Source organism: Polaribacter pacificus (genome assembly GCF_038024035.1).
Taxonomy (GTDB): Bacteria; Bacteroidota; Bacteroidia; order Flavobacteriales; family Flavobacteriaceae; genus Polaribacter; species Polaribacter pacificus.
Map to the genome: position 1 here is coordinate 1,047,019 of NZ_CP150664.1, position 17,490 is coordinate 1,064,508.

The following is a 17,490-nucleotide window of genomic DNA, read 5'->3' on the forward strand; positions in this document are numbered from 1 at the left end:
TTTGTCTTGGAGTTTTTTATCAAAAATGATTTGGTTTGTGTAACTTTGCCTTTCTCCATAATTTAGCTAAATTGAAAGAACAAGAGTATATAGAAGTTTTTGGTGCAAGAGCACATAACTTAAAAAACATTGATGTTAAAATACCCCGAGAAAAACTCGTTGTCATTACTGGTTTAAGCGGGAGTGGTAAATCATCATTGGCTTTTGACACTATTTATGCCGAAGGTCAACGCAGGTATATTGAAACTTTTTCTGCCTATGCGAGACAGTTTTTAGGAGGCCTTGAAAGACCCGATGTAGACAAGATTGACGGTCTTTCTCCTGTAATTTCTATCGAGCAAAAAACCACCAACAGAAGCCCTAGATCTACGGTTGGAACCATCACTGAGATTTATGATTTTTTACGGTTGCTTTTTGCAAGAGCTGCGGATGCCTATTCTTACAACACCAACGAAAAGATGATCAGCTATTCTGACGACCAGATTAAGGAATTAATTTTAGCAGATTTTGACGGCAAAAGAGCTGCTGTTTTAGCACCGTTAGTTAAATCGAGAAAAGGACATTACCGAGAATTGTTTGAGCAGATTGCCAAACAAGGTTTTGTAAAGGTTCGGGTAAATGGAGAAATACAAGAAATAACAAAAGGCATGCGCCTTGACCGATACAAGACCCATGATATTGAAGTGGTCATCGATCGGTTAATTATCAATGAATCTGCAGAGAAACGCCTAGAAGAGACCATAAAGACTGCCCTATACACAGGAGATAATATTTTAATGGTCATTGATTTGGAGACAAATAGTCCTCGTTATTTTAGTAGAGAACTCATGTGTCCAACAACCGGAATTGCTTACCCAAGCCCAGAGCCCAATACTTTTTCATTTAACTCACCCAAAGGAGCTTGCCAAAGCTGTAACGGACTTGGTATAGTTAATGAAGTAAATCTGCAAAAAATCATCCCAGACCCAAACCTTTCTATCAAGGCTGGAGGAATTGTTCCTTTAGGAGAACAAAAAAACAGCTGGATCTTTAAACAGCTACAACTGATCGCTGATCGGTATAATTTTAAACTAAATGACCCGATTAAAAACATTCCAAAAGAAGCCATGGACATTATTTTAAACGGAGGAAATGATTCGTTTGAAATCCAGTCAAAAACCATGGGGGTCACAAGAAATTACAAAATTGATTTTGAAGGTATTATTGCCTTTATCAATAGTCAATACGAGGCTAGTGACAGCGCATCCATAAAGCGTTGGGCAAAAGAATTTATGGACGAAGTTCACTGTAAAAGCTGCTCTGGGAGACGCTTAAAAAAGGAAGCCCTCTACTTTAAAATAAACAACAAAAGTATTGCAGACTTAGCCCAAATGGACATTACTGAGCTAGCTCTTTGGTTTGAGAAAGTTGATAAAGAACTAAGCGAAAAACAGCATGCTATCGCAGATGAAATCTTAAAAGAGATTAAAACACGAATTCAGTTTTTACTGGATGTTGGACTTGATTATTTAAATTTAGATAGAAGCTCTAAATCATTATCTGGAGGTGAAGCGCAACGTATTCGACTGGCTACGCAAATAGGCTCTCAATTGGTAGGTGTACTTTATATTTTAGACGAACCTAGTATTGGATTGCATCAAAGAGACAATCAAAAGCTCATTGACTCACTCATAAAATTACGAGACATCGGAAACTCTGTACTTGTGGTTGAGCATGATAAAGACATGATTGAGCATGCTGACTATGTTTTTGATATTGGTCCTGGCGCAGGAAAACACGGTGGTGAAATCGTGAGCGCAGGCACCTTTAAAGAACTCTGCACCCAACGTAGTTTAACAGCTGATTACCTAACAGGTAAAAAAGAAATTAGCCTCCCTAAAAAACGAAGAACGGGTAACGGAAAAGAGATTGTGTTATCTGGTGCCACTGGAAACAATTTAAAAAATGTGACTATTCATTTTCCCTTGGGAAAGATGATTTGTGTAACCGGAGTTTCTGGAAGTGGAAAATCTACCCTAATCAATGAAACCCTCTACCCTATTTTAAACGCTCATATATACAACGGCGTAAAAAAACCAATGCCTTATAAAAAAATTAATGGCTTAGAACATATTGATAAGGTGATTGACATTGATCAATCTCCTATAGGAAGAACTCCTCGATCAAACCCAGCAACCTATACAGGTGTTTTTAGTGAGATTAGAAGCTTGTTTACCAAAACACCCGAAGCCGCTATTAGAGGCTACAAAGCAGGTCGTTTTTCTTTTAATGTAAAAGGAGGCCGCTGTGAAACCTGCCAAGGAGGTGGAGTTCGCGTGATAGAAATGAACTTCTTACCCGATGTTCAAGTTGCTTGTGAAACCTGTCAAGGAAAGCGTTTTAATCGAGAGACACTTGAAATTCGTTACAAAGGAAAATCCATATCAGATATCCTAAACATGACCATCAATGAGGCAGTGGTCTTTTTTGAAAAAATTCCTAAGATCCATCGAAAGATCAAAACAATAAAAGATGTGGGATTGGGTTATATCACCCTAGGACAGCAATCTACCACCTTATCTGGAGGGGAAGCTCAGCGTATTAAATTGGCTTCAGAACTGTCTAAAAGAGATACTGGTAATACTTTTTATATCTTAGATGAACCAACTACAGGTTTGCATTTTGAAGATATTCGAGTACTTATGGATGTGCTAAACAAATTAACCGACAAAGGAAACAGCGTCTTAATTATAGAACACAATTTGGATGTGATTAAATTAGCAGATCATATTATAGACATCGGAATGGAAGGCGGAAAAAAAGGAGGTCAAGTCCTTTTTGAAGGCAGTCCAGAAGAGATGATTAAGCACAAAACAAGCTACACCGCTAAGTTTTTAAAGAAAGAATTAAGCAACAACTAGTAAAAACAAAAAAATACGATTATGAGTTTAAATGATGAAAGAAAAATTAGAGAGAAGCTAGGTCAAAAAACATGGAACGAGATAAAGTCTAACGACTCTTGGGCTATTTTTAAAATCATGTCTGAGTTTGTTGAAGGTTATGAAAAACTTAGTAAAATTGGCCCCTGTGTATCTATTTTTGGATCAGCAAGAACCAAACCAGAAGACCCATACTATAAATTAGCAGAAGAAATTGCGTATCAACTTACTCAAAATGGCTTTGGAGTGATTACTGGTGGAGGCCCTGGAATTATGGAAGCAGGTAACAAAGGTGCCCATCGCGGAAAAGGAACTTCTGTTGGATTAAACATAGAACTGCCTTTTGAACAGCATTTCAACCCATGGATAGACAATGATAAAAACTTGGAGTTTGATTATTTCTTTGTCCGAAAAGTGATGTTTGTAAAGTATTCACAAGGTTTTATTGTAATGCCTGGAGGTTTCGGAACAATGGATGAACTGTTTGAAGCTATTACGCTTATTCAAACCAAAAAAATTGGACGTTTTCCAATTGTTTTAGTCGGTAGAGAATTTTGGGGAGGTTTGTTAGATTGGATTAAAAAAACCTTGATTGCAGAAGGAAATATTAGCGAAGATGACTTAAACTTATTTAGAATTGTTGACACAGCAGAAGAAGCTATAGATCATCTAAACAGATTCTATAAAAAATACAGTCTGAAACCAAATTTCTAAGTCTATTTTATGTTTGTTTTTATATTGACTACTGTTGAATTGTAAAAAATACATAGCAGCTATTCTAATGCTGGTAAGTTTTGCTGTGAACGCACAGCAAAACACCATAAAAATGAATGTCCTACTAAATACCAAAAAGGACTTATTAAAAATTAAACAAGAAACTTGGTTTGTAAACAAAAGTAATGACAGTTTAACAGAAATTTATTTTCACAATTGGGCAAATGGTTACAGAGATAATGAGACTCCATTAGGCAAACGCTTAATCGAAGATTATAGAAAGGACCTGTATTTTGCTAAAAGTAGTGACCGTGGCCATAGTAAAATACTAAACCTAACCATTGACTTTGAAACCGTTAACTACCAAGAGCTAAAAGAACAATCAGACATTATTAAAATAGGCTTAAGCAAAGCCCTTGCTCCCGGAGACAGTCTTCAGATCAACACTACTTATGAAGTAAAGATCCCTCAAGATCGATTTACAGGCTATGGAAAAACAAAAACTGGCTATCATCTACGATACTGGTATTTGTCACCAGCCATTTACAAAGAAGGCTGGGAATTGATGAGCAATTTAAACATCGATGATCTGATCATGGAAAGCACCAATTTTGACATCTTTTTAAAGACAGACTCAAAACTTTTCCTAAATAGCAATCTAAGCACTAAGAAAGAAAATGATGGCTATAGACTTACAGGTAAAAATTATACAGATATCGTTTTACATTTAGACAGTCAATCAAATTTCACCCTTTTTAACACCACAGATTTTGAGCTTGCTACAGATCTATCTCCCAAAGGCATTAACAACAAGCTTGCCACTGATTTGATAAATCGAGAGCTTGAATTTATAAAAAGTTATTTAGGGGATTATCCGCATAAAAAAATGCTTATCGACAAAAACACCCAAGAAAAAAACCCCATTTACGGACTTAATCAACTTCCTGATTTCTTAAGCCCTTTTTCTGATGTATTTGAATGGGATATGACTATTTTTAAAGCTTTAACCAAAGCCTATATAGAAAATACACTTTTGTTAGACAAAAGAAACGACTATTGGTTAACTGACGGTTTGCAAACCTATTTGCTTATAGAATATGCAAACACTTACTACCCTGAAGTAAAACTACTCGGTAAGATTTCTAAAATTTGGGGTGTTCGAGGTTTTAATTTTTCAAAATTAAATTTTAATGACAAATATCCTTTTGTCTACCAATTTAGTACACGTAAATTCTTAGACCAAGCCCTAACCACACGTGCTGATTCTTTATCAAATTTCAACAGAAAAATTGCTGCAAAATACAAAGCGGGCCTAGGACTACAATACTTAAAAGGTTATTTAGGTGACAGCGTTGTAAAAGAATCTTTTCAGGATTTCTATCAGCAAAAAAAACTACAATACACAAACAGTTCAGATTTTAGAGCTATTATCACTAGCAAAACAGACAAAGATCTAAACTGGTTTTTTGGCGATTATTTACAAACCAACAAAAAAATTGATTATACCATTAAAAAAGTACAACTGGTTAACGACTCTTTAGACATCACCATAAAAAACAAAAGAAACATCACGGCTCCAGTGGCGTTATATGGAGTAAAAAACAAAGAAATAAAATTCAAAGAGTGGTTTACAGGTATTGACAGTAGCAAAACGGTGCGAATTCCAAAAGGTGATTTTGATAAGGTTTCATTAAACTATGAGCAATTGTACCCAGAATACAACTCTTTAGACAATTGGAAAAACGTTAAAAAAACGCTCTTAGACAAACCCATCCAACTGCGATTTATTAAAGACATAGAAGACCCTTATTACCATCAGTTGTTTTACCAACCAGAACTTAGCTATAATTACTATGATGGTTTGGGTCTAGGATTAAAACTACACAACAAACCTATTTTAGCGAGAAACCTTACCTTTAAAATTGCCCCCACTTACGCCACAAAGAGCAATTCAATTACAGGGTATTTTTCTTTAATGTACAAACAGTATTTTGAAAGCAGTAAAATCCACAACATCTCTTATGGACTTTTCACCAGCAATTCACATTATGCTCCAGAATTATCTTATAGCACCTTTGCTCCTTATATAGCTGTAGCCTTTAGAAGAAACTCTTTGCGTGATGTGGGAGGAAAATCACTTACCGCTAAACTCGTGAGCGTACACAAAGAAGTCGCCCCAGGAACTGCGCAACAAGAAAAAGACATTTACAGTGTTTTTAACCTTAACTACTTTTATTCGAAACCTAATATCATTGAAGGATTACAATATAAAATTAACGCAGATTTCTCTGCAAAATTCACAAAATTATCTGGTGATTTACGCTATCGAAAACTAACCGCCACAAACAGGCAATTAGATTTTCGTGTATTTGCAGGTTTCTTTTTAAACAACAAGACTCAAACCAATTATTTTAGTTTTGGGTTGGATCGCCCATCTGATTACCTTTTTGAACAACTTTACTTTGGCCGCTCAGAAAGTAAAGGGATATTTAGTCAGCAGGTAATTATTTCTGATGGAGGTTTCAAATCTATATTACCAACCCGATATGCCAATCAGTTTATGATTTCATTAAACTCAAGTATTGGACTTTGGAACTGGATTGAATACTACAACGATGTGGCTTTTTTAAAAAACAAGAATAGCAATACCTATTTTGCGTATGAAAATGGAATACGTTTTAATTTTATTCATAATATCTTAGAATTGTATTTCCCTGTTTACTCAAATTTGGGCTGGGAAGTTACTCAAGAAGCCTATCCTAGCAAAATTAGATTTGTCCTAACCGTCAGACCCACAACTATTTACAACTTTTTTAGAAGAGGTTTTTTGTAAAACCTCAACAATACTTTTGTAACGCTTTTGTAACGCTCCAAATACAGCTTGTTTTATTTTTTTATCGTCTATTTACACTGTTTTACATAGTGTGAAATATTTTTTAACCAAAAAACAGCCTTTATGAAAAGTAAATTATTTCTTGTTGCTTTGGTGTGTGGCTCTGTCCTCCAGAGTTTTGCCCAACAGCAGCCCACAACCAACATTAGCAATGAGTCTTCTGTTTTTAAGACCACTACAAAGAACACAAGCTCTTATTTTGCATTGGATCAATCTGAACGCAAAAATGCCATTGCAGTTTCTTTTGGATCTCCAGGAATCGGCTTTGAGTTTGCAAGAAAATTAGGAAGCAAATTAACTGCTCGTGTTGCCTACCACACGTTTAATCTAAAAGATTATGAAGTTAAAGATGTTAGCATTGGATCAGAAAAAGTAAGCATTTTAGGAAATCTAGAAACCCAAGCATGGGATTTTGGTGCCGAGTACGCTCCTTTTACCAACTCTTCTTTTAAATTGACTTTTGGACTAGGAATCTTATCAAATGTTAACCTTAATGCTAAGGTAAACTACCAAGAAGACATTACTTATGGAGATGTAACTGTGGCTGCTGCCAATGTGGGTCATATACTAATTGATTCTAAATGGTCTGGAACAGCACCTTTTTTAGGAATTGGTTTTGGTAGAGCGGTACCAAAAAACAGAATTGGATTGAGCTTTGAGTTTGGAACCTATTTTGCAAGCTCTCCTGAGGTAAACTTAGATGCGACCAAATTATTAGGACCTACCAAAGACCAAGAAGCAGACTTACAAGATGCCTTTGAAACTTTAAAGTTTATTCCAAGAGCACAAATTAAATTAGCCATCAAACTATAATACAGAAATCATGAAAAAATACATACATAAAAAAGCCGTCTTTGCAGCAGTGACTATCCTTGGGATTATTGGCTGTACAGAATTTACAGAAAAAATTGAAGACTTTAATATTGGCGTAACCAATGCTATTTTTGAGCAAACTGCAACCTTAGAACTTACAGATGTTCATGGCAACCAACAAGACATCATAGATACTGATTTTACCGTAGTCTTTAGCGGAGCAGATGCAGACAAACTGGTGAGTGAAGCTGGAGAATTTGCCATCACAGAAAATGATGGTTTTATTCAATTAAGCGTAAACCCAAACAAGAGTGTAGGGGTAAAAGAATTAAACTTTGATGTAACTGTTAGTGGAGGAAGCTATAAAACAGCTACCTATGCTGTGAAAATTGCAGACACTATTTCTAAGGTAACTTTACCAATGTTAAACGAAGCTAAAACTTTAGGGCTAGAAAGAAAATCAAATAGCACAAGTCTTACCAATGATGCAACCACCTCTATAGTGACTATGGAAACTTCAAAAGAAAAGTCATTGACATCAACAAAAATAAGCATCCCAGTGGGCACCAAGTTTATGGACGCTAATGGAGCAGCTGTAACAGGAAGCAATTTAACAACCAACATTAAAAACATAGGTCCGTTTGGTCTAGTTTTAGACACAGAAATAGACCTTGAGCACATGGAAGTGTTTGATCAAAACAGCAATAAGATAACTAACAAAACACTAAGCTTAATTGGTTATACAACGATAGACATCTCCTTAGATGGAAAAAAAATCACAAAATCTACTACGCCCGTTACGGTATCTATAGGTGTTGAAAACAATATCTACAATTTAGAAACAGGAGCTACATTTAAAATAGGAGACAGCTATCCTATTTACAAAAATGACCAAACGACCAACAACTGGACGTTTTATCAAAATGGTACCGTAGTAAAAGACAATACAAATGGCATGCTTCGTATTGAGTTTACGACGACAGAAATGGTGCGTTTTGGTGCGGGTGCACTGACCGCTAAGACAGCAAACAAAAGCTTGGCCAATGATTGTACTTCTTCAAATCAAACGAAAGATGATCAAACTTTTTTACGCGGTGGGTTTGGTGGTAGTTCCGTAATTGCTCCTGGTGGAAATGGTACCGTAACCTTTGGCGGTGTATTTTCACCTAGTGCACAGGTAACGTTTACCCTTACAGGTGAAAGTGTATCTTCAGCTACGCTGGCAAAAACACAAAACGATGGCATCAATCCACAAGTAACACAATTTTTACAACGCGTAACCCAGTTTTTGCAAACCTTAAACATAACAGAATTTAAGGATGCCGTACAATTACAAGTAACAAAACATGTTGGTAGTAGCACCGTTTCTGAAGATGTTGAAAAAGAAGATATTTGTGCAGGAGTCGATGCCGTGAATGCCGCAGCTGCTTCCATACCAGATATTAAAATAGACGTTTCTGCTAACTGTAATGACAAGACACTTGTGCCAGATGGCATTGTTTTATATGTAGAAAAAGATGACCAGACTTTTAAGAATGTTGGCACCATTAAAAACGGAAAACTAACGTTAAAAGGTTTTGAGCTAAACAAGGAGTATACTTTTAAAATAATGTACCAAGGTCAAAGCTATGTAAACAAATGGACATTTGATAGTGCCACATTTAAAATAGAAAATTTTAACATCCCCGCAAGTGTTTGTAATAAATTAGGATTCTAGATTTCATTTATTTTTATTTGAAAAAAACCAGCAGCTCTGCTGGTTTTTTTTGGTTATAAGTAAAAGTGTCTACTCGTCTTAAAACAACAGTATAAAAAATTAGTAGGGGTACTAATTTTTTTTTGTTTCTTTTTTTTTACTTTCGTACTTATAATGAAACATTTATACAACCAACTTAAAATCAACAAATGAAAAAAAATTACTTTAGTATGCTAGTGGCGTTTTTTACCCTGCTAACTACGCAAGCACAAACGGCTCCAGGCAGTACTGCTTTTACTGATACAGCTGTTACAACGACAAGCTACAACTCAGTTTTCACAAAAGACCTCTCAAACAGAAAAAACGCTATCGCAGTGTCCTTTGGTTCACCAGGGATTGGCTTTGAGTTTGCAAGAAAATTAGGAAACAAATTAACTGCCCGTGTTGCCTACCATATGTTTAGTCTAAAAGATTATGAAGCTAAAGATGTAAACATTGGAGCAGATGATGTAACCATTTTAGGAAGCCTCGAAACTCAAGTTTGGGATTTTGGTGGTGAGTATACACCTTTTACAAAATCTTCTTTTAAGCTAACTTTTGGTGTAGGGCTTTTATCTAATGTAAACCTCAATGCAAAAGTAACCTATCAAGAAGACGTAACCTATGGTGCTGTCACCGTGACTGCAGAAAATGTAGGACATGTACTGATTGATTCTAAATGGTCGGGCGCAGCCCCTTTCTTAGGGATTGGTTTTGGTAGAGCGGTCCCAAAAAACAGAATTGGATTGAGCTTTGAATTTGGAACTTATTTTGCAAGTTCTCCAAAGGTAACGCTAGACGCTACCAAATTATTAGCACCGACTAAAGATCAAGAAGCCAACTTACAAGACGCTTTTGAATCTTTAAAATTTATTCCAAGAGCACAAATTAAATTAGCCATCAAACTTTAATATAAGATAATCATGAAAAAATACATACATAAAAAAGCCGTCATCGTAGCAGTGACAATCCTAGGGATTATAGGCTGTACAGAATTTGTAGATAAAATTGATGACTTCAAAATCGGAATTGCTTCAACAATTTTTGACCAAAATGGCATCATTCAAATAACGGATTACAATGGCAATCAATCAGATATTAGCAATACTAATTTTAACATAACACTTAGTGGAGCTGATGCAGACAAACTAGTTAGTGAAGCAGGAGAACTTGATATTACAGCAAATCAAGGTTATATTCAGTTAAATGTAAACCCTAATAAAAGCCAAGGAGTTAAAGAATTAAATTTTAACCTAACTATTAGTGGCGGAACTTATAGAACAGCGACTTTTCCAATTACCTTAAAAGACAGTACCTCATTTATACAAGTACAAATGGTCAATGAGGCTAATATGGTGGGAACAGACAAAGCAAGTGGTACAGCAAACTTAACCAACAATGCAACCTCAGCAGCGGTGACGGTAACTACCACCAAAGCAAAATCGACCAACACCAGTAGTGTAACTGTTGATACAGGGACACAATTTAAAGATGCTTCAGGAGCAGTTATTAGCGGAAGTGATGTAAAAATAGCCTTAACCAATGTAGATGATCTCGGTGAAACTTTAGACCCTATATATAGTGGCGCCAAGGAATTTAAAGACGCCAATGGCGCAGTAATTACGAATAAAATACCTGTATTAAACGGACGGACTAACATTGTGATGGAAGTAGGCACAAAACAAGTAAAACAGTTTGACAAACCAATTACCGTAGCGATTACCATTCCAAGTTCCAGCAAAAACCCAGCAACAGGAAACACTGTACAAATTGGTGATACCTATCCTATTTACACCAATGAAGAAGGAAGTGAAACCTGGACTTATCACGGAACAGGAACAGTAGCTGCAGGTTCAGATGCCAATACCTATAAGGTACAATTTACTACGACACACTTGTCTAATTACACACTTGTTAGTTTTGTGGATAAACCAGATTGTGGGGAATTTAGTTTTGATATAACAGCACCTAATGCAGCTGCAGATTTTTCAGGTACATTTTATTTGCATTTTAGTTATATTGGGCCTCATGGCACATATGCTCAAGGACTTTCAACAATTTCAGTAGCGAATAAAGTAGTTTCATTAAGTAATATTTCTAGAACCACCAATTTTTTAAATTCAGGGAAATTCACAAAAGCTGATATCCTCAATTTGATTGCTGGCGAAAGAGTTAATTTTTATAAGCTTTTGATCTATGGGAAAGGGAAAAATAATGACCTATCATCACAAATTGCTACCCTTGCTAATTGTGAGCTTGCTATTAATATGTCAACATTAGCAGCCAACAATCCAGATGAAAAAAACATCAACATTGATGTGGCAGCAAATTGTGATGGGAATACATTGGTTCCAGATGGCTTTCCTATTTATGTAGAGCGTGCCGATGGATCATTTAGCTATGAAGGAACCATCAAAAACGGAAAATTAACCCTACACGGTTTTGAGCTAAACAAAGAGTATAATTTTAAATCTTTTTACAAAGGTAAAAGCTACACCCATAAATGGACATTTACAAGCACAAGTTATGTTGATAAAAACTTTAGCATTCCTGATAATCTTTGCTCTGAGATAGGATTTTAACACACTAACTCCATCAAACTAAACATTAAAAAACCAGCAGCTCTGCTGGTTTTTTTGTTGGACTAAACACAAACATTCTATTCCCTTGATAACAAGCAGACAACATTCAAAATTGTAACGCTTTTGTAACGCTCCAAATACTGCTAGTCTGATTTTTTATTTGTTTATTTACCCTGTTTTACCTAGTGTAAAATATTTTTTTAACAAAAAACAGCCTTTATGAAAAGTAAATTATTTCTTGTTGCTTTGGTGTGTGGCTCTGTCTTGCAGAGTTTTGCCCAACAGCAACCCACAACCAACATTAGCAATGAGTCTTCTGTTTTTAACACCACTACAAAGAACACAAACTCTTATTTTACAATGGATCAATCTGAACGCAAAAATGCCATCGCAGTATCTTTTGGCTCTCCAGGAATCGGCTTTGAGTTTTCAAGAAAATTAGGAAGCAAATTAACTGCTCGTGTTGCCTACCATACTTTTAATCTAAAAGATTATGAAGTTAAAGATGTTAGCATTGGATCAGAAAAAGTAAGCATTTTAGGAAACCTAGAAACCCAAGCATGGGATTTTGGTGCCGAGTACACTCCTTTTACCAACTCTTCTTTTAAATTGACTTTTGGACTAGGAATCTTATCAAATGTTAACCTTAACGCTAAGGTAAACTACCAAGAAGACATTACTTATGGAGATGTAACTGTGGCTGCCGCCAATGTGGGTCATATACTAATTGATTCTAAATGGTCTGGAACAGCACCTTTTTTAGGAATTGGTTTTGGTAGAGCGGTACCAAAAAACAGAATTGGATTGAGCTTTGAGTTTGGAACCTATTTTGCAAGCTCTCCTGAGGTAAACTTAGATGCGACCAAATTATTAGGACCTACCAAAGACCAAGAAGCAGACTTACAAGATGCCTTTGAAACTTTAAAGTTTATTCCAAGAGCACAAATTAAATTAGCCATCAAACTATAATACAGAAATCATGAAAAAATACATACATAAAAAAGCCGTCATTGCAGCAGTGACTATCCTTGGAGTTATTGGCTGTACAGAATTTACAGAAAAAATTGAAGACTTTAATATTGGCGTAACCAATGCTATTTTTGAACAAACAGCAGTTATTGAGTTAACAGAGGTTTTTGGCAATCAGCAAGACATTATTGATACTGATTTTACGGTAGTCTTTAGTGGAGCAGATGCAGACAAACTGGTGAGTGAAGCTGGAGAGTTTGAAATCAAAGAAAATGATGGTTTTATTCAGTTAAGTGTAAACCCAAACAAAAGCACAGGAGTAAAAGAATTAAACTTTAACGTAACTATTAGTGGCGGAGATTACAGAAAACAAACGTATCCTATAACTTTAAAAGACACTGTTTCTTACATTACTTTAGACTTAGAAAAAGTGTATGTTCCAACACCAATAGCAGACTATTCTGATAAAAAGGAAAGCACTAACAGCCTAAACGGAAATACCAACACAAATTCTATTATTGTTGCGACAACAAGATCAAAATCAATAAGTAAAAGTAGTATAGAAATAAAAGCAAATACAATATTTAAAGATGAAAACAATAACCCAATTTCTGGTAACTCATTAAATATCGAGCTAATTGATATTTCTACAATAGGACAAGAAGATATCCCTAACGATATTAAAGTTTTCAAAGATGAAAACGGGATAGAAATTACAGACAAAGAAGTTTTATTAAGCAATATTACAAGCATTAACATGAACGTAGACAATGTTGCTGTAAAAAAATTCGACAACGCTATTGAAGTTGCCATAGAGCTACCAAACACTACTTTAAATCCAATTACTGGAGCAAAACTAAAAGCAGGAGATAAGTTACCTATTTACACTAACGAGGACAACGAAAACGACTGGACATATCAAGGAGAAGGTATTGTAGAAGTAAGCAATACTGCTGGTTATTTTAACATCAAATTTAATACAACTCATTTATCAAACTTTGCAATCGTTAGTTATAACCAAATATATCCTGAATGTGATAACAGAACTTTAAATATGGATTATAACTCAATTAATAATTTAAATGTAGAAGACGGCAGCTATATGGTTATGTTAGAACAAAATATAGTCGCTAAAAAAAGCAATAATTCTAATATATTTATCTACATTTTACAATCTAAAGGAAACAATTATGAAAGAGGTATACAATATATGAATAAAACATTTACAGATAAAAATGGGGTGGAGTATTATTACATAAAGCGACTTATTGTTTTTGATCGTATTGATGTTAAAAATGGGGTTGGACAAATAAAAAGTCGTGGTCTATTAAATGGGGAAAACACTTACTTTACTAGTCCTTCTCTCTCATCTGGAAATTATTCTAAGAAGCTACGAAAAACCATTATTGACCCAAACTACAAGCCTAGCAACAATTATAAGTATGTACTCTCTGAGTTTTCAGACCCACAAGATCTTATTGACAATGGCTTAGAGACTATTGGCGATTTTACTACCTTGGCTTCTAAAATTAGTCTTTATTCAAGAGAAATAAGCAACAACTACACTATTTCTCATAGTCTAATATCAAATAACAACCAAGTAAGTGTTGTAGATTGTAATATTCTTGTAGATTTAAGCAGCGCTAACTACACCAAACCAGACAATTTAAAAGACATTAATATAGATGTATCAGGTAGCTGTAATGGCAACACCATAGTACCTGATGGTTTTCCTCTTTATTACAACGTTAACGGAAGCTATAAATATGCAGGTACCATAAAAAATGGAAAGATGACTTTAAGAGGTTTTGAGCTAAACAAAGAGTATGAGTTTAAGACGGTTTTTCAAGGTCAAAGCTATGTCAATAAATGGACCTTTACATCAACTAATTTTAAAGTAGATAATTATGCAATACCACAAAGTGTCTGTGATGAAATAGGTTTGTAATACACCAACAAACTAAACATTAAAAAACCAGCAGCTCTGCTGGTTTTTTTTGGGACTAAACACAACATTCTATTCCCTTGATAACAAGCAGACAACATCCAAAATTGTAACGCTTTTGTAACGCTCCAAATACTGCTAGTCTGATTTTTTATTTGTTTATTTACCCCGTTTTACCTAGTGTAAAATATTTCTGAATCTAAAACAATAATATGAAAAGATCATTATTTTTTCTTGCCCTAATCTGTTGCTTTGGGGTAGAGAGTTTTGCCCAACAGCAACCCACAACCAACTTTAGCAATAAGCCTTCTGTTTTTAAGACCACTACAAAGAACACAAGCTCTTATTTTGCAATGGATCAATCTGATCGCAAAAATGCCATTGCAGTATCTTTTGGCTCTCCTGGAATTGGCTTTGAGTTTGCAAGAAAATTAGGAAGCAAATTAACTGCCCGTGTTGCCTACCATACCTTTAATTTAAAAGATTATGAAGTTAAAGATGTTAGCATTGGATCAGAAAAAGTAAGCATTTTAGGAAATCTAGAAACCCAAGCATGGGATTTTGGTGCCGAGTACACTCCTTTTACCAACTCTTCTTTTAAATTGACTTTTGGATTAGGAATCTTATCAAATGTTAACCTTAACGCTAAGGTAAACTACCAAGAAGACATTACTTATGGAGATGTAACTGTAGCTGCTGCCAATGTGGGTCATATACTAATTGATTCTAAATGGTCTGGAACAGCCCCTTTTTTAGGAATTGGTTTTGGTAGAGCGGTACCAAAAAACAGAATTGGATTGAGCTTTGAGTTGGGAACCTATTTTGCAAGCTCTCCTGAGGTAAACTTAGATGCGACCAAATTATTAGGACCTACCAAAGACCAAGAAGCAGACTTACAAGATGCCTTTGAAACTTTAAAGTTTATTCCAAGAGCACAAATTAAATTAGCCATCAAACTATAATACAGAAATCATGAAAAAATACATACATAAAAAAGCCGTCATTGCAGCAGCGACTATCCTTGGAGTTATTGGCTGTACAGAATTTACAGAAAAAATTGAAGACTTTAATATTGGCGTAACCAATGCCATTTTTGAGCAAACAGCCGTACTAGAGTTAAAAGATGCCTTTGGCAACCAACAAGGAATTGTTGATACTGATTTTACGGTAGTCTTTAGCGGAGCAGATGCAGACAAACTGGTGAGTGAAGCTGGAGAATTTGAAATCAAAGAAAATGATGGTTTTATTCAGTTAAGTGTAAACCCAAACAAAAGTACAGGAGTAAAAGAATTAAACTTTGACGTTACTATTAGCGGAGGTTCTTATAAAACAAGCACCTTCCCTGTAAGCTTAAAAGACACGGTGTCTAAAATAAACTTGACCATGGTGGATGAGAGCAAAATCTACAAAGGACAAAACGAAGCTAGCAAAACACTAGGCTTAACAAACAATGCAACCACAACAGCCACAACAGTAAAAACAAGTACCAATGGCTCTTTAAGCACCAGTGCAATAACAATCAAAACAGGCACACAATTTAAGGATGCGGCAGGTGCTGTTTTAACAGGTAGCGATGTAAAGATTGCCGTGACCAATACTGATGCACTGAGTGATGTTTTACCTAGCACAAGTGTTTTTACCTTTAAAGATGATAAAGGAGTTGCTATTACAGGAAAAGAAGCAACGTTTTTAGCGGGGAATACCCAAATTACCATGGATGTAAATGGTACTCCTGTAAAAAAGTTTAACAATGCCATTGATGTTGCCATAGAAATTCCGAGTGATGCCACCAACCCAACAACAGGCAATCCAGTACAGCTAGGAGATACGTTTCCTGTGTACACCAATGAAGACGATAGTACAGATTGGACCTATCACGGATTAGGCACTGTTATTGCAGGTGCTACAGCAGCCACATTTAACATCAGTTTTGAAACCACTCACCTGTCTAATTATAGCGTGGTGAGCTTTAAAGATACCGATTGTACAGTTTATACAGATAACGTTACCGCTAATAATTTAGCACCAAACTACAACGCAACTTTTAATATACAACTCCGTGTTAAAACCGAAAATGACTATAGTTTTTTAGATATTCGAAACGGTGAAAAATTTATTAACATATTTGAAATCGTAATTAAAAATGGTAAAGTAGTATCTTCACATGCCCCTAGGATGATTAAACTTATATGGGATGAATACTCTGAAGGAACAGAAGAGTATAATAAATATTTCAATATGTTTATGAATGCTGGTGTGGATATATCTCGCCCCTTTTATAAGGAACATGTTAAAGGCATCAAAAAACTTCTTGCTTCTGGAAATGATGTTTATACTGATACTTATTTAACTGGCGGTTTTATGGGCAGTGATAAATGGACAACCACAACGGAATACCAACTCTATGTTAAGTCTCAAGGTGTTACTTACCGTACCAATCTATCAAACATTGCAACAATTGCCAATTGTGAATTTAATATTAATCTAACCCAAGATGGTACAGATTACTTTAAAATTGGTACACTAAAAAACATTGCTATTGATGTCGCGGCAAGTTGTGGAGAAAACATCATTAAACCGGATGGCTTTCCACTATATATAGAAAGAGAGAATGGCATATTTAGTTATGAGGGCACCATAAAAGAAGGTAAAATGACCTTAAAAGGTTTTGAATTAGGCAAGGAGTACAACTTTAAAACAGTGTACAAAGGAAAGGCGTATTATCATAAATGGACTTTTGATACCGAGAATTTTAAAATCACAGATTTTGAAATCCCTGCTAACCTTTGTTCTGAAGTTGGTTTCTAAATATATTTTCAAGAAAATACATATAATAAAGACTGCCCTTTGGGCAGTCTTTTTACCTTCTAAAAACAATTAAAATATGCTCTTTTTTAATTTCATTATTTTTAAACAAACAA

The 17,490-nt window shown here is 35.2% G+C and carries 11 protein-coding genes; all 11 read left to right on the forward strand.

Features of this window, described 5'->3' with window-relative positions:
• Positions 1-71 precede the first annotated feature (71 nt).
• Entirely contained in the window at positions 72-2,900 is a 2,829-nt protein-coding gene (gene uvrA / locus WHC90_RS04755) for an excinuclease ABC subunit UvrA (protein ID WP_188597347.1), read from the forward strand.
• 21 nt (positions 2,901-2,921) lie between these two features.
• The gene (locus WHC90_RS04760; protein WP_188597348.1) at positions 2,922-3,632 is read left to right on the forward strand and encodes a TIGR00730 family Rossman fold protein; all 711 of its coding nucleotides are present in this window, start codon (positions 2,922-2,924) and stop codon (positions 3,630-3,632) included.
• Between the two features lie 112 nt (positions 3,633-3,744).
• Positions 3,745-6,465: an aminopeptidase gene (locus tag WHC90_RS04765; RefSeq protein WP_229664860.1), complete on the forward strand. Its 2,721-nt coding sequence runs from the start codon at positions 3,745-3,747 to the stop codon at positions 6,463-6,465.
• Between the two features lie 123 nt (positions 6,466-6,588).
• Positions 6,589-7,338 carry a hypothetical protein gene (locus WHC90_RS04770; protein WP_188597350.1) on the forward strand — a complete coding sequence of 250 codons (750 nt, stop codon included), beginning with the start codon at positions 6,589-6,591 and terminating at the stop codon, positions 7,336-7,338.
• 10 nt (positions 7,339-7,348) lie between these two features.
• Positions 7,349-9,055 (forward strand): hypothetical protein, encoded by a 1,707-nt coding sequence (locus WHC90_RS04775; protein ID WP_188597351.1) that lies wholly within the window; start codon positions 7,349-7,351, stop codon positions 9,053-9,055.
• A 188-nt stretch (positions 9,056-9,243) separates the two neighbouring features.
• On the forward strand, positions 9,244-9,984 hold the full coding sequence (locus tag WHC90_RS04780) for a hypothetical protein (protein ID WP_188597352.1): 741 nt from the start codon (positions 9,244-9,246) through the stop codon (positions 9,982-9,984).
• Positions 9,985-9,996: 12 nt separating this feature from the next.
• Entirely contained in the window at positions 9,997-11,655 is a 1,659-nt protein-coding gene (locus WHC90_RS04785; protein WP_188597353.1) for a hypothetical protein, read from the forward strand.
• A gap of 219 nt (positions 11,656-11,874) precedes the next feature.
• Positions 11,875-12,624, forward strand: coding sequence for a hypothetical protein (locus tag WHC90_RS04790; protein ID WP_188597354.1), 750 nt, complete (start codon positions 11,875-11,877; stop codon positions 12,622-12,624).
• 10 nt (positions 12,625-12,634) lie between these two features.
• Positions 12,635-14,572 carry a hypothetical protein gene (locus WHC90_RS04795; protein ID WP_188597355.1) on the forward strand — a complete coding sequence of 646 codons (1,938 nt, stop codon included), beginning with the start codon at positions 12,635-12,637 and terminating at the stop codon, positions 14,570-14,572.
• A gap of 209 nt (positions 14,573-14,781) precedes the next feature.
• Positions 14,782-15,531, forward strand: a complete 750-nt coding sequence (locus tag WHC90_RS04800) for a hypothetical protein (RefSeq protein ID WP_188597356.1) — start codon at positions 14,782-14,784, stop codon at positions 15,529-15,531.
• 10 nt (positions 15,532-15,541) lie between these two features.
• On the forward strand, positions 15,542-17,377 hold the full coding sequence (locus WHC90_RS04805) for a hypothetical protein (RefSeq protein ID WP_188597357.1): 1,836 nt from the start codon (positions 15,542-15,544) through the stop codon (positions 17,375-17,377).
• Positions 17,378-17,490 lie beyond the last annotated feature (113 nt).